The organism is Streptomyces sp. NPDC058145, assembly GCF_042884245.1.
Lineage (GTDB): Bacteria > Actinomycetota > Actinomycetes > Streptomycetales > Streptomycetaceae > Streptomyces.
On record NZ_JBHVUH010000010.1, the window covers coordinates 319,500 to 332,802 of the forward strand.

At 68.6% G+C, this 13,303-nt stretch carries 12 protein-coding genes and 1 pseudogene; 7 read left to right on the plus strand and 6 right to left on the minus strand.

Features of this window, described 5'->3' with window-relative positions; all coding sequences use genetic code 11:
• Positions 1 to 559: 559 nt before the first annotated feature.
• Together ACFVVO_RS24220 and ACFVVO_RS24225 are read right to left on the minus strand one after the other, a co-directional pair.
• Positions 560 to 1,228, minus strand: a complete 669-nt coding sequence (locus tag ACFVVO_RS24220) for a response regulator (protein WP_390057673.1) — start codon at positions 1,226 to 1,228, stop codon at positions 560 to 562.
• Positions 1,200 to 2,390 (minus strand): sensor histidine kinase, encoded by a 1,191-nt coding sequence (locus ACFVVO_RS24225; protein ID WP_390057674.1) that lies wholly within the window; start codon positions 2,388 to 2,390, stop codon positions 1,200 to 1,202. Before ACFVVO_RS24225 ends, ACFVVO_RS24220 begins: the two co-directional genes overlap by 29 nt.
• A 188-nt stretch (positions 2,391 to 2,578) precedes the next feature.
• Here ACFVVO_RS24225 and ACFVVO_RS24230 point away from each other — a divergent pair, with 188 nt between their 5' ends.
• The 3 genes and pseudogenes from ACFVVO_RS24230 (at position 2,579) to ACFVVO_RS24240 (ending at position 4,377) form a co-directional block, all read left to right on the plus strand.
• Positions 2,579 to 3,181 (plus strand): hypothetical protein, encoded by a 603-nt coding sequence (locus tag ACFVVO_RS24230; protein ID WP_390057675.1) that lies wholly within the window; start codon positions 2,579 to 2,581, stop codon positions 3,179 to 3,181.
• A 3-nt stretch (positions 3,182 to 3,184) separates the two neighbouring features.
• Positions 3,185 to 3,517, plus strand: a complete 333-nt coding sequence (locus ACFVVO_RS24235; RefSeq protein ID WP_390057676.1) for a hypothetical protein — start codon at positions 3,185 to 3,187, stop codon at positions 3,515 to 3,517.
• Positions 3,460 to 4,377: pseudogene (locus ACFVVO_RS24240) on the plus strand (IS5 family transposase). Before ACFVVO_RS24235 ends, ACFVVO_RS24240 begins: the two are co-directional and overlap by 58 nt.
• A gap of 192 nt (positions 4,378 to 4,569) precedes the next feature.
• On the opposite strand, the gene ACFVVO_RS24245 reads toward ACFVVO_RS24240, so the two are convergent.
• Entirely contained in the window at positions 4,570 to 5,880 is a 1,311-nt protein-coding gene (locus ACFVVO_RS24245; protein WP_390057677.1) for a lanthionine synthetase LanC family protein, read from the minus strand.
• 302 nt (positions 5,881 to 6,182) lie between these two features.
• Here ACFVVO_RS24245 and ACFVVO_RS24250 point away from each other — a divergent pair, with 302 nt between their 5' ends.
• Positions 6,183 to 6,953 carry a serine hydrolase domain-containing protein gene (locus ACFVVO_RS24250; protein ID WP_390057678.1) on the plus strand — a complete coding sequence of 257 codons (771 nt, stop codon included), beginning with the start codon at positions 6,183 to 6,185 and terminating at the stop codon, positions 6,951 to 6,953.
• A gap of 381 nt (positions 6,954 to 7,334) precedes the next feature.
• Here the strand turns inward: ACFVVO_RS24250 and ACFVVO_RS24255 are convergent, their stop codons facing one another.
• The 3 genes from ACFVVO_RS24255 to ACFVVO_RS24265 form a co-directional block, all read right to left on the minus strand.
• Positions 7,335 to 8,006, minus strand: coding sequence for a pyridoxamine 5'-phosphate oxidase family protein (locus ACFVVO_RS24255; RefSeq protein WP_390057679.1), 672 nt, complete (start codon positions 8,004 to 8,006; stop codon positions 7,335 to 7,337).
• Entirely contained in the window at positions 8,003 to 9,154 is a 1,152-nt protein-coding gene (locus ACFVVO_RS24260; RefSeq protein WP_390057680.1) for a globin domain-containing protein, read from the minus strand. Before ACFVVO_RS24260 ends, ACFVVO_RS24255 begins: the two co-directional genes overlap by 4 nt.
• Before the next feature lie 663 nt (positions 9,155 to 9,817).
• Positions 9,818 to 10,234 (minus strand): hypothetical protein, encoded by a 417-nt coding sequence (locus ACFVVO_RS24265; RefSeq protein ID WP_390057681.1) that lies wholly within the window; start codon positions 10,232 to 10,234, stop codon positions 9,818 to 9,820.
• Positions 10,235 to 10,446: 212 nt separating this feature from the next.
• Between ACFVVO_RS24265 and ACFVVO_RS24270 the strand changes: the two genes are divergently transcribed.
• The 3 genes from ACFVVO_RS24270 to ACFVVO_RS24280 all read left to right on the plus strand — a co-directional run bounded on the left by ACFVVO_RS24270 (position 10,447) and on the right by ACFVVO_RS24280 (position 13,293).
• Complete coding sequence (locus ACFVVO_RS24270) at positions 10,447 to 10,713, plus strand: DUF6199 family natural product biosynthesis protein (RefSeq protein ID WP_390057682.1); 267 nt, start codon at positions 10,447 to 10,449, stop codon at positions 10,711 to 10,713.
• Positions 10,714 to 11,354: 641 nt separating this feature from the next.
• Positions 11,355 to 12,533, plus strand: a complete 1,179-nt coding sequence (locus tag ACFVVO_RS24275; RefSeq protein WP_390057683.1) for an acyltransferase family protein — start codon at positions 11,355 to 11,357, stop codon at positions 12,531 to 12,533.
• A gap of 304 nt (positions 12,534 to 12,837) precedes the next feature.
• Positions 12,838 to 13,293 carry a hypothetical protein gene (locus ACFVVO_RS24280; protein ID WP_390057684.1) on the plus strand — a complete coding sequence of 152 codons (456 nt, stop codon included), beginning with the start codon at positions 12,838 to 12,840 and terminating at the stop codon, positions 13,291 to 13,293.
• Positions 13,294 to 13,303 lie beyond the last annotated feature (10 nt).

Sequence of the window (13,303 nt, forward strand, 5' to 3'; positions counted from 1 at the left end):
TGGCGCGTTGACCGCCCAGCTCGCGGCGAAGAACGGCCGCCCTCCTGACGGGGGTCGCCCCCTCCTCCGGCTCGTCCGGCGCGGTCCTCATGCACGAGCGCTGCGGAAGGTGGCCAGGCGGGGTGTGCGGGCGGCGTCAGCCGACGTTCTTGGTTCTGCTGACCCACTGCGACAGCGTGAGCCGTCCTGCCGTGGGAGCCGGCTTGCGACGAGAGAGCTGCGCGTGACTGCTCCCCGATCGGCCGTCGAGGTATCCGTGCTGGTCGCGCCGGGTTTCTCTGGTCAGGGAATGCCGCAGGAGAGAGAGATGCGGTGCCACGGCTGCGAGGCAGTCGTTCTCCTGGCGGTTCGCCACCGCTGTCCGGTCGCCATCAGTGATCCGGCTGGGAGCTTCAATCATGGTGAGACCTCCGTTCGCCATCCCACCTTCGCCCAGCGACAGCCCCTCGCGCGTCGTCCTCCCGCAGCGATTCCCGGGTACCACGGCTGCGGTACCCGGGACGCCCGCCTACAGCCGGGACAGACATGCCGGCACCCGCTTCGGAACGAGAGGCCCTGGTCATGGCACCGCACTGGCCAGGCCGCACTGGTAGGCGATGACCACGAGCTGGGCACGGTCGCGGGCCGCCAGCTTGGTCATGGCCCGGTTGACGTGGGTCTTCGCGGTCAACGGGCTGACGAACAAGTGCTCGGCGATGTCATCGTTCGACAGACCCAGGGCCACCAGAGCCACGACATCGCGTTCCCGTGGCGTCAGGCACTCCAGCCGCTCGTGCACCTCTCCCGGGCAAAGGTCCGGCTGCGCGAGGAAACGCCTGATCAGCGCGCCTGTCGCCGCGGGTGACAGCAGTGCATCACCGGCGGCGACCGTGCGGACGGCCTCGACCAGTTCCTCGGGGCGCGCACCCTTGCCCAGAAAGCCGCTCGCACCCGCGCGCAGCGCTTCGGCCACGTGCTCGTCGTCCTCGAAGGTGGTCAGGATGAGCACCTTCACCGCCGCGAGATCCTCGGACTCACTGATCAGCCGGGTGGCGTCGAGGCCGTCCATCTCCGGCATGCGGATGTCCATCAACACCACGTCCGGGTGCCGGGTCCGCGCCAGCTCCACCGCCTCGTGACCGTTGGCCGCTTCGCCCACCGTCTCCATGTCGCCGGTGGACTCGAACAGCATCTTGAAGGTGCCCCGCAGCAGGGCCTGGTCATCGGCAAGCAGTACGCGAATCGTCATGCCCGTCTCTCCTCGGTGTCTCGCTGATCAGCCGGCCGGGACGCAGCGGAAGGTCGGCCGTCACGCTGAAGCCGCCCTCAGGCCGCGGTCCCGCGTGCAGTCGGCCCCCGACCGTGGCCACCCGCTCCCGCATCCCGATCAGCCCGTGCCCGGTACCGGCAGGCGCAGGGTGATGGCGCGCGGTTCCCCCGTCGTCCTCAACGGTGATCGTCAACCGCTCGGGGTGGTGGTGCATGATCAGCCGGGCATGGTCGGCGCCGGCGTGCTTGCGCACGTTGGTCAGGGCCTCCTGAACGATGCGGTACGCGGTCAGGTCGACCGCCGGCGTCAGCGGGGCGGCGGTGCCGTGCCGGGTGTGGTCGACGGTCAGGCCGGCACGGGCGAAGGACGCCAGAAGCACCGGTATGTCAGCCAGCCCCGGCGCAGGGGTGCGCGGCGCGACCGGATCACCCGATTGCCTCAGCAGCCCCACGGTCACCCGTAGCTCGTCGAGCGCCGACCTGCTGGTGTCCCGGATGTCCTCCAAGGCGGTCAGCAGCTGTTCCGGTTGCCGCTTCGCGAGATGGGCGGCCACGCCTGCCTGGGCATTGATCAGTGCGATGTGGTGCGCGACGATGTCGTGCAACTCGCGTGCGATGCGCACACGTTCGGCCGCCACCCGTTGCTGCGCCTCCTGCTCACGCGTGCGTTCGGCGTGCGCCGCCCGTTCCTCCACGGCCGCCACATACGCGCGGCGGGAGCGGAGACCGTCACCGACAGCGGCCGGCAGCGCTGTCCAGGCCAGCAGTGCCACGTTGTCGGGGTTCAGCCATGAGCGAGGGGCGCACAGAATGGCGGCGCCCACCAGAATCGAGGCCGTGGTGGACGCGGTGATCCAGGTGGTACGCCGGTCGGTCAGAAGGGCGACAGTGTAGACGGACAGCAGAACCGGGCTGAGCACCAGCGGGCTCTCCCGGAACCCGAGGACCAGGAAGCTCACCCCGCAGCCGAGTGCGACGGCCAGTACGCCGATCGGGTGGCGGCGCCGCCGGACGAGTGAGGAGCAACCGACGCCCGCCAGTAGCACGGCAGTCCAGCGCAACGAGAAGCGGTGCTCGTGCGGTTCGATCGAGGCAGCCACCACGGACAGCAGGAACAGGACAGCCAGGCCCAGCGCGTCCACCACACCGGTCCGGGCCGGCGCGTGCCGACTTTTGCCGCTGATCACCACCATGCCCCCACCGTAGGGTCGGCCACGGGATCGAGCATTGCGTCGTCTGCCCCGCACACGACGTGTGAACGGGGGAGGGTGCGCTGGTGCAGTTACCCGTCACCAGTGTGCTCATCGGGCGGCTGGCACAGCCTTCACCGATGAAAGCATCCACCGGACGCCCAGGACGTTCGCGGGGGATGGGGGCTGCACATGCTGATGGCCGCGACGGTCAGATCGGCGGACAGGTGGGCGTCGAAACCGACGACTCCCGCCGCAACCGGATCTACCTGCGCAGACGCGGGGGCCGGGGCAACCATCCCGATCCCCGCGCGGACCGCGTCCGAAAGCGGCACAAGCTCCGATCCCGGGGCGGTCGGCCACCGAAGTTCGACAAGGTCGACTACCGCGAGCGTCCCGCCGCCGCCGGGATCAACCGTCTCAAGCGCCACCGGGCCGTGGTAAGGAGATGCGACAGGCTTGCCGTCCGCTACCAGGCGACCGTGCTGGTCGCAGTCCTCAACGAGTGGCTGCGACCAGCACTGATCCGATATGCCCCAGGCCGTGTTGCTAAGGAAGCTGGTGAGCCGGGTGCACCCCAGACTTCGACGTCGAGCAGCGTCATTCCCAGCACGGGCCACGCCTCCCGCCTGCGACGGTGCAGCCGCGTGGTGTCCATCTCGCTGCGTAAACTGTTGGCTCGTATGCCCGTCTGTGATGGCTACGCGCACACGGACGGTTTCCCGTTCGACCCGAAGGACTGAGCCGTGCCCGACCGACCTGAGATTGTCTGCATCTGCGGCTCTACCCGGTTCGTGGACGAGATGAGCGCGGCGAACCGTGATCTGACCTTCGCAGGTGTCATCGTCGTCGCGCCAGGCGTCTTCCTGCGCGCCGAGGATCACGAAGCAGACGAGTTGATCACCAACGAGCAGAAGACCGCGCTGGACGCCCTCCACCTGCGTAAGATCGACCTGGCTGACCGGGTTCTGGTCGTCAACCCAGGCGGGTATATCGGCGAGTCCACGAGCAGGGAGATCGCATACGCCCACGCCACCGGCAAGCCGATCTCGTTCACCGATCCCTCTTCCCGGGCGTGAAGGCCACGGGCCGCCCGCCTGTCGATCGACGCACGGTCGTCGAGGCGGCGGCGTGGCGGTTTCGCACCGGGGCGCCGTGGCGGGATCTGCCGGAGCGGTTCGGGAACTGGAACACGATCTACGAGAACTTCGATCGGTGGTCGAAGGCTGGGGCGTAGGCGCGGGTGCTCGAGCAGGTCCAGGCGATGGCCCACCGGGGCGGCGACGTCGACTGGATCGCGTCGATCGACTCCACGATCGTGCGCGTCCATCAGCACGGCGCGACCCTGCCACGGGACACAGGGGCGAGGTCGAACTACAAGAAGTTCGGTGATGAACCCGCTGATCACGCGATCGGCCGCTCCCGCGGCGGGCTGACGACCAAGTCGCACCTGGTCGCGGACGGCAAGGGACGGGTACTGGCGTTCATCCTTACCGGCGGCCAGGCCGCGGACACAACCATGCTGCCCGACACGCTCGACGAGATACGCGTCGCCGGTGCGACGGGGCGTCCGCGCAAGCGCCCGGACCGCCTGCTCGCGGACAAGGGCTACCCGTCACAGGCGAACCGGGCCTGGCTGCGCGAGCGTGGCATCGCCACGACAATCCCAGAACGCGACGACCAGATCGCTCACCGTCGCAAGCGGTCGGGCCGGCCGATCGACTTCGGCGATGAGCAGCGTCAGTGGTACCGGGGCCGCAACGTCGTAGAGCGGTGCTTCAACAAGCTGAAGCAGTGGCGCGGGATCGCGATGCGATCCGACAAGACCGCCCGCAACCACCACTCTGGCCAGTGCCTCGCGTGCCGAACTGCTGTTCGCCAAGCAGGTCGGAGAGGGCTTCTTCGGACAGTGGGCGAGGCGCTGGTCCTTGAGTCATGACATGTCCAACGTCCTTGGCTGCCCGTCAATTTCATGAACGCCGTAAGCCCGGCGCCCACTTCAGAACACACCCTAGGGAACGAGACGAGGGCGACGAGGTGAGGTGCGTTCACGGCTCGCCACCCTTGCTGCCCGGCTCGACGAGCTTGGACACCATCGCGAGGGCACTGCGTACTCCTACGCAGCGGTGCGTCACAGCACGTCGGCATCAGCCGTTGGCGGGTCGGGGTTGATATCGGAACGGAGGACGGTAACCGGAGGCTGGTCCGGCCAGGCGAACGCGTAGTGGGGATCGCCTCCGCGGCTCAGGCGTACGAATCGCAGGAGTTCACGGACGATGCCCGCATTGCCCATCGCCCAGCCGCTGCACGGTTCGAGGTCGCTCGGGGTGGCCCGGTGCTCGAAGTTGGACCAGCGGGCGCCGTCGATGTCCCGGATCGCACGGGCGACGAGGTCCGCGACGAGGACGTGGGCGAAGTCGTACGGGTCCTGCTGTTCTGCGATCCGGTCGCAGGCCAGGGCGAGAACGCCCGCGGTGCCGCAGCAGCGGCCGTTGTTGTCCCAGAAGCCGGGGCGCAACCGCTGGGGCAGGCCGGAGTGGAGGACCGTGTGCCAGCAGCGGTCGGCCAGGGCGGTCCAGACGGGGTCGGCCGTGACGTCCCGCAGCAGCCGGAAGACCTGGGCGTCGCCGGCTGGGCCGTGGCACCAGCCGTAGCTGACGGGATCGATCACATCGGGGCGGTACAGCGGAGTGGAATGCAGCACCAGAAAGCCCTCGGGCCCCGCTTCGTCACGCGCCACCACGTCAGCGGCTCCGGCCAGCGCCAGCTCGACCAGGTCCGCGCGGCCGGTGGCCTGGCCGACCCGGGCGAGAGCCAGGGCGATGCCGAGCGTGCCGTGCGAAACGTGATGCAGACGGGAATCGACACCCGTACGCCAGGCCCAGTGGACACCTGCCAGGGTCTGCTCAGCCGTCCGCAGATACGGCTCCACGGCGAGGACGGCAAGTTCGGCGTCGCCGGCCACGAGCGCGCCGAGGCCGATCCCCGCGTTGCCGCCCATCAGCTCGAACAGTTCGCCCCAGCGCAGCCCGTCGAAGCGTGACCGCACAAGTCCCAGCGCGCGGTCCGCGGCTGCGCCGGCGTCCGCGTCACCGAGTTCGTCGTTGACGGACCGCAGAACGAGCGCCATTCCAGTGCGACCGAAGTAGAGGGAGTCGTCGTCCATGCCGTCGACGGAGTCCGCGATGCTGCGGGCCGCGCGCAACGCGGTGTCGGCGTAGGAGTCGTCGCCGAAGTGCCGCCACGCCTCCAGGAGCACGGGAACGATCCCGGCCGTACCGCTGTAGAGAGTCGGAGTGAGCTCGTCGTCCGAGAGCCTGTCCGTCCAGGCGAGACCCCCGTCATCGGTCTCCCGCGCCGCCTCGGTCAGCCATCGCAGGCCCTCCACGGCGAGGTCCTCAACCTCGTCCACCGCCACGACCGTGGCTTCCGGTGCCGTCATGGACCCACTCTCGCATGATTTCCCGGACCCACCCAGGGGGAGGTGATCCTCCGCGGGGCGACACGAAACAGCGTCAGGCGGCGGGAGCTGAGGCCCCGTAGGGGGTTCGGCAGGACCCTGGGCACACCACTGACACGGCATGCTGTTCGGAGCCGGACCACAGCGCCGAAGCCGCCTGCATGTGCCGTGCCACATCGCCCGAGTTCGAAAGCCGGAACGCTCATGAAAGGCCCGTAGTGCGCCGAATCCCCACCTGCGTCCTGAGCAACGCCGCTCCACCCGCAGTCAGCAATGGCCATGCCGTGGACCGCTTTGTCGAGATCGGCTCGCTCACCAAAGTCATCACCGGCACCGCTCTGACCTTCATGGCCGAGGCAGGGATGCTCGGGCTCGAAGACCCCCTCGAGCGGTGGCTTCCGGCGACTCCCGGAACCGGGATCACGCTCCTCCATCTTGCTCAGCACACGTCCGGTCTTCCGCGTCTGCCACCTCGCCTCTCGCGTCGGGACCCGTACGCGAGGTTCGACCGTCGTGCTGTGCACCAGTTGCTGTACCGGCTCGACACCATCGTCACCCGCCCACCCGGCCGGCATGAGGAGTACTCCAACCTTGGTTACGCCATCCTCGGCGAAGCCCTGACCGCTGCGGCCGGCACCACCTATGAGGAGTTGGTGACCGAGTACGTCCTGCGTCCGCTGGCCATCACAGAAGTGACCGCAACTCCGGACCCGGGCAGCCGCCTACTGGCCCGAGGCCGCTTGGGAAACGTCCGAAATCCCTGGACGATGCATGGCGCGATCCTGCCCGCAGGGGGCCTGTGGGCCACCCCCCGTGCGGCCGCCGAACTCGTCGTACGACTATTGGTGGAACGCAGGTTGGGGGATCCCGCGCCATCCTGGCAAACGGCGGGCTCCCTGCGCTGGCACAATGGCGCGACGCGCGACGCCTCGCTGTTCGCCGGAGCAACACACGACGGTCACTGGGTCATGATCCACCGCCTCGGCGGAATACCCGAGGAAACGGACCAGGCAGGCATTGAGGTGCTGAGGCGAAGCCATGAAACTCTCGGCTAGGACTTGTCCGGCCGATCGTGTCGGGCTGCTCGGCGGTTACGGCCCGGGGATCTACCACTCGAAAGTGTGCGGCTGAGCTGCTCGTCGTTCGAGCACGGGCCGGGGTGATCTCACGCAGGGCAGGGCAGGGCAGGGCAGAGGCGTGAGGGCGGCCCGATAGCGGGACGCCCTCACGCGCCGAAACGGGACTCTGCAGCCACGCAGCGGTCAGCCGGTTGGTGGACGGGCCGTCCGGGCCGGCCGGATCCGGGGTGACGGTGACCCGTGGAACCGCTGCCCGGTCACCGCCTGGTCGCGACACCCGAACCTCGAACCGATCAGCCCCATCGGGATGAGAGGCGTTCTCGGGGGAGGAGGTGTCGCTGGACCGGCGAGAAAGGCTCAGTGGCGGATCCGCAGGCGGTCTCGCCACGAGGTGCGGCCGGTTTCGGCGTCGACCGGTTCGGGGGCCTGCTGAGCAGGGGTCGACTCCGGGAAGTATGCGCTGTCCTTGGGACGGTTTCGGTCCGTGGTCGAGCGGGGACGCGGGGCCGGCTCAAGGTGTGGAATGTGCTTGGAGCAGTGGACGTAGGCCTCCTCGACGGTGAGGTGCACCCACAGGTGAGGTTGGCGACCGGGCGCGGTGTCGGTCGGCAGATGCGGGTACCACGCGCGAAGCTCGTGGTCTGTGTACAGCCGGACCGTGCCGTTCACGTGCAGCCCTATGTGGTCATGGGTGAAGTCCATGAACAGCAAGCCGAGGTGGGGGTTTTCGGTCATGTTGCCCGCACTGGCCAGGACACCGTTGCCCCGGTATTCGGGGTAGGTCAGAGAGCGGTCGTCGGGGGAGACGCAGAAGCCCGGCGGTCCGGAGCGGAAGCTGGCGTCGCAGGCTCCCCGGATGTCGGCGGTCGACAGGAACACCATGCTCTGCCGGGCTATGAACTCCCTCATGGCGGGGGTCAGGTAGGGGTGTACCTGACGGTCGTAGAAGACGGCCGCCCGGTCGGTGGTGCCGAGCTGCTGCTGCAGCAGCCGTTCTCCGGAGGAGCCGGTCGTCTCGGGGCCGTTCACAGCTGGTCGGTCTCCTCGTCAGGCGGGGGCGGCCCCAACGGGGCGGTCAGCACGGGGGTGTCCCAGGGGTCGTAGTGGATGTGACGAGGCGGGACGCCGTGGCGCCGCAGGGCCTGCACGGCTTCACCCAGCATTTGCGGTGGGCCGCACAGGTACGCCTCATGCCGGTACCAGGGGCCGAATTCCGCCAGTACCTCGGGCAGCGTGCCCTCCAGCCCCACGATGCGCTCGTGGGAGACCGCTGCCCGAACGCGGAGCCAGTGGTAGCGCTGGGACATGCGCAGCATGTCATCGAGCCCGTACAGTTCGTCCGCCGTTCGGGCGCCGATGAACAGAGTGACTTCCCGTGCGTTACCGATGCCGTCCCGGGCCGCTTCCTCGATCAGGGCGCGAATCGGAGCAAGGCCGGTGCCGCCGGCCACGAAGAGCAGGTCCCGTTGCCGGGTTGGACGCAGGACCATGTCGCCTTCCGGCGGGCCGAGCCTGACTGGGTCTCCCGGACGAGCGTGGTGGACGAGCGCGTTGCTGACCTTTCCTCCTGGTACGGCACGTACGTGGAAGGTCAGCTCGGAACTGGGTCGTGGGGCGTGTGCGGGGGAGTACTGACGCCACAGTCTCGGTGCCCACGGCGTTTCGATGCTCACGTACTGGCCCGCCACGAACGGGTACGGCAGCTGTGGCTGGACGGTGATCTCGGCGATTCCGTGTCCGCGGTGCACGTGCCCGACGATGTCCGCGTCCCACACGGCCGGGCGGTCACGGGCGTCCTCCTCCGCGGCCCGGACCATCACCTCCGCGGCAGCGGTGTAGGCACGATGCCATGCCGCCGCCAGCGCCGGGCTCCATGCCGGGCCTGCGAAGTGGGCGAGGGCCTGCAGCAGGCATTCGCCGACGGCCGGGTAGTGAGCGCTTTGTGTGCCGAACTTGCGGTGGCCGCGTCCCAGACGGGAGCAGAACGCTATGAGGTTACCGGTGTCGTCGACCAGTTCCACGATGCGCAGCAGGGCGCGCACCAGACGTTCCCGCTGGACATCGAGCTCCGCCGGAAACAAGTCCCTGACCTGTGGGTAACGCGCGAAGAGGATGCTGTAGAAGTGCGCGGCCAGCTCGGCGACGTGAGGAGAGACGACCGCGAGGCTGGCCCGCACCAGCGCGACGTCCTCAGCACTGACAGCGGGCGGGGCGGTTGCGATGTGACCGGGTGCCGCAGGAGGAGCCGGGGGGGCTGTGCCGGCCCTGCTCCATCCGTCTGCCGGCCCAGGCGGTCTGTCGGGGTGCGAGGTGAGTTGCATGGACTCGAACCTGCCCGTCACCGTCGACCCCAGACGTGTTCCGCTGCCGAAGCGGCACGGACTTGAAGACAGGGCACTTCTTCCGCGAGTCGAACTCCTCCCCCCACCTCCCTCGCTCGTTCCCGCGCGGTGAACAGGACACCCGGTTGGGGCGAGTTGCGGCACTCTCTTCGTGCACTTCCCGGCGCCTGGCGATGTCGGCCCGACGCGGTCCGAGCCGGGGACGTCTGCATAAGAGCAGGGACGGGGGCCGGGCACTCTGCCACGGGTACCGCGGGATGGCTTTCGGCATGGCCCTCACCACATTGCGGCAGTGGTGCGACATGCGTGACGTCAGTGCGCTGGCGAGCGCTGTTTATGGAACTCACGTACCTTCTTCTCTCCACGCCGACACCCTCAACACGAGCGGGACGACGTCGTCAGACGATGGATCGAAACTGCCGAGAGCCCCCCGCACGCGTGAGCAGATGCCTACGCCGACAGCCCGGCTGCCTGGGACGGGCAACCGTCAGGCGCCCGTCACCCTAGCGTTCGAAGGCGTCGGCGAATGACCCAGGAGAGGGCGGCCACGGGATTTACGGGGTTACAGGGCGGTACGGGTTCCCAGGTCAGCGGTCCACTGTGACGATGTCGCGATCCAGTCGGGCAGCCCCAGGTGTCGCAAATCAGCTGGGTCAGCTGCTCCTCATAGGTCTCGTTCTGATGGTCCAGTGCGGCTGCCGTGATGAGAGGGGCCATCTCGTTGGGCCGGTATTCCCCGACATAGTCGGGATCCTCGTAGTCGATGCAGGACGATGTCTGGCCATCCTTGTAGTGATCCGCCTTGGGCCCATGGGCCTTGGCAACGCACGAGTTGGGAACGAACACCATCAGCTCAGCACCCTGGGAGCACAGCTCGCGGTAGTCGATCTCGTCGTAGTCGTCGCGGTTGAACATGTGGTGCACGATCACGCCCCACGCGCCGGGTGCCGGGTCGGTACCGTAGGCGAACGGCGGCCGGTGCTGCGCGGACAGACCCTTCTGCCATAGGTATTACGACGTCCAAAGACGAGTAGCGGGTGATGTGCGGGCACTCACGGTTCACCTGGCGCTGTTCCCGCCGGCTCATCGGTTCGTTTCCTGGGGAGGTGTCAGGGCATCCGAGTCCCATGAACCAAGGTGTCTTAACGCAAATCGCCTCCGAGGGCGGCGATGGCAACCCCGCCCTCGTTCCGGTGCTCTGCTTCCTTTTCGCCATGGGCCTGGTTCAGGTCGTACGCCCGCAACTGCTCTGGCGGTTGAACAGCCGCCTTCAGCGCGGCTGGGTGAAGAACCCTGCTGCCACCGAACCCACTGGCAAGGGCTATGCGATGCAGCGAGTGACCGGTGTGCTCTTCCTGGCCGTCGCCACCTGGATCCTTGTGCGGCAGATCTGACCCGGAACGGACGCCGGAGCCGGCCGCATCAGGTGTCCGTGGCCGTGGAGCCGGGGCTTGCGAAGCACGTGTGACGCAGTCGCCGGCCGGTTGCGGGCAGGTAGGGCAATCGAAGAAGAGAGGCCACGCATGCCACAGCAAGGTGATTCTCATGCCCCGCCCTCGTGGGCGACGCCGGGCAACCGATGGGGCCCACGGCTCTATTGGCCGATGCTCGGCGTAAGCATCGGCTTGCTGGTGTGGCGCCTGATCGATCACGATGCCGTGAGCCGCGTACTGCCGGCGGCGCTCCTGGTCCTGGTATGGGCCTCGCTACTGGCGGCCAACCGGGCCGGACGCAAGCGGACCAGGAGCCGGACAGACCGGTGACCAGGCTCGGCGCCTCGGGGCGCCACCCGGGCGGGCAGCCCTGATCGTTGTCACGCGCCGACTACTCGCACACGCCGGTCGGGTGCGGTGACGGGCGTGACCCGCATCCGGCGGGGGTCGTCCGGCCTCTGCCGACGCCTGGACCGCACCGGCGACCCATGTCGTACACGCTCCGTTCACCGTTCGGGCCGCGAGGTGTAATCGGGCGCTCCACAGGGGTCGCGAAGGTGGCTTTTCTGTTGCCTCAGCCTTGTCAGGAGCATGCGCCCGCGATGGACAGCCCGCCGCCAAGACCCGCCGAGAACCGCGGCCCCACCGGTCTCTCCGACCGGACGAGTTCCACCGGGGGGAGCCCAGCCCGTAACCCCTGGTGGGACAACACCAGGTTTGTGTCCGCCTCACTGATCGTGGTCCTGCACACCATGGGCAGCATCATGGACCGCTACGGCCCGCTGCACGCCTTCCATGTCGCGGCCTGGGCCTTCCGAGTCCCCGCCTTCGTGGTACTGGCCGGGGTGTTCAGCAGCGCCGGACCCCTCGGCCCGCGCCATCTGCGTACCCTGCTGCGCGGCATCGTGCTCCCCGCGCTCTTGTTCAGCCTGTTGTTCTCGGCGGAGTCGTATGCCCTCGGCTCGCCCTTCGTCCTGCACATCACCCAGCTTCCGTGGACCCTGTGGTTCCTGATGTCGCTGTTCTTCTGGAGGCTGCTGCTGCCGCTGGTGGCCCAACTGCGCCATCCGCTGTCGGTGACCACGGCCGTGGCACTCGCGGTCGGATACGTGGAGGAGTTGGGCCTGCAGTTCTCGGCCAGCCGGACTCTGGTGTACATGCCGCTGTTCTACTTCGGCTGGCGGCTGGGGCAAGGCATGTTCAGCAAGTGGTTCGAGAGCCGGTGGAGCCTCCCGGTGGCAGTGGCCGGAGTGCTTGCCGCCGGACTTGCGGCCTGGCAGTGGCACTGGGACATCCAGGGCACCTGGCTGTCGATGCGCCACGCCTACAGGGCCGACACCTCGCTTGGGATGGAGGGCGCCTGGCTGGTGCGGCTGGTCGTCCTGGCCTCGGCGGCGACGCTGGTGCTGTGCCTGCTGCGACTGATGCCGAAGCGGCGGGTGCCGCTCATATCCGCGCTCGGCGCGGGCGGCTTCACCGTCTACCTGCTGCATCCGCTAGTCATACTGCCGCTGCGGGAGAAGGGCCTGATCGAGCGGGCCGACACCACGCCGGAGCTGATCGCCCTGCTGCTGGGCGGCGTCCTGCTCACTGCGCTCCTCGCGTCACCGCCCGTGCGCCGTCTGGCTCAGCCGCTGACCCGGCCCCCGGTGGGCTGGCTGCTGGCCCCGGCGCCGGCCCCCACGCCCGCCCGGGCGTCGGCGGCCGTGCCGGAACCCGCGTCGCACGCTCTCCCGCAGCCCAAGCAGGCGCTTGGAGAAGACCTGCGTGTCACACCGTGAGGACCGTGACCGATGGCTCATGCAGGGGCACTACGCGGCGGCAGCGGTGACGGCGGGGCCGCACGCACGGCTCGCACGCGCCCCGGGGCGGGCCGCCGACGGCCGGCACGGGCGGACGCGGCGCCCGCTTGCGGATCGTGTCGGACGAACCTCTGCCCGAGCCCGCACGGTCCATGGTGACGAAGGAACCGCAGCGACACAGCGACGTGCCTCGAGACATGGCCTTTCCGGGCTCGAGTCCGGCCCTTCCCGCTGTTCGAGATCGGTGGCATGGGGGCTTCGCCAGCCCGGCGATACTGCCCCTATGAGCAGATACGCCGAGGTCATCGTGCTTGCCCTCTACGCGGACAAGGTCATGGAACCGCTGACGCGCGAGGACGAGGAGCGCAGCTGGCGCGGGCACTTCGTGCCGATCGAGAGCCAGTGGAGCGGCTCCTTCGGCTTCGGGTGGGCCATGGAGTTCGAGAGGGTGCGCGCACGGGGTGGGCTGCTGAAGGATCTGGAGTCGCTTGCGTGGCCCTACCCCGGAAGCGTGCAGGTGTTGATCCATGACCAGGACGACGACTGCTTCGGGCTGTGGATGCTTCACGACGGCAAGCTGGTCGAAGTCGACCTCCCGCGCACGCGACGGTTCCACCAGCCTGCGCCGCCGGACCAGAGTTTCGATCCCGATCCCGGAATGCTGTTGCGAACCGACCTGGACGGGGCCTTGCCCGAGCAGACTCCGAGAGAACTACGCGATCCGCGCCCCGCTTGGTGAGGCGCTGGGT

Bases quoted from the DNA above. Each gene is read 5' to 3' on its own strand.
- ACFVVO_RS24220 (WP_390057673.1), bottom strand. From the start codon at position 1,228: ATGACGATTCGCGTACTGCTTGCCGATGACCAGGCCCTGCTGCGGGGC.
- ACFVVO_RS24230 (WP_390057675.1), top strand. From the start codon at position 2,579: ATGAAAGCATCCACCGGACGCCCAGGACGTTCGCGGGGGATGGGGGCT.
- ACFVVO_RS24245 (WP_390057677.1), bottom strand. From the start codon at position 5,880: ATGACGGCACCGGAAGCCACGGTCGTGGCGGTGGACGAGGTTGAGGAC.
- ACFVVO_RS24265 (WP_390057681.1), bottom strand. From the start codon at position 10,234: ATGTTCAACCGCGACGACTACGACGAGATCGACTACCGCGAGCTGTGC.
- ACFVVO_RS24270 (WP_390057682.1), top strand. From the start codon at position 10,447: ATGAACCAAGGTGTCTTAACGCAAATCGCCTCCGAGGGCGGCGATGGC.
- ACFVVO_RS24275 (WP_390057683.1), top strand. From the start codon at position 11,355: ATGGACAGCCCGCCGCCAAGACCCGCCGAGAACCGCGGCCCCACCGGT.
- ACFVVO_RS24280 (WP_390057684.1), top strand. From the start codon at position 12,838: ATGAGCAGATACGCCGAGGTCATCGTGCTTGCCCTCTACGCGGACAAG.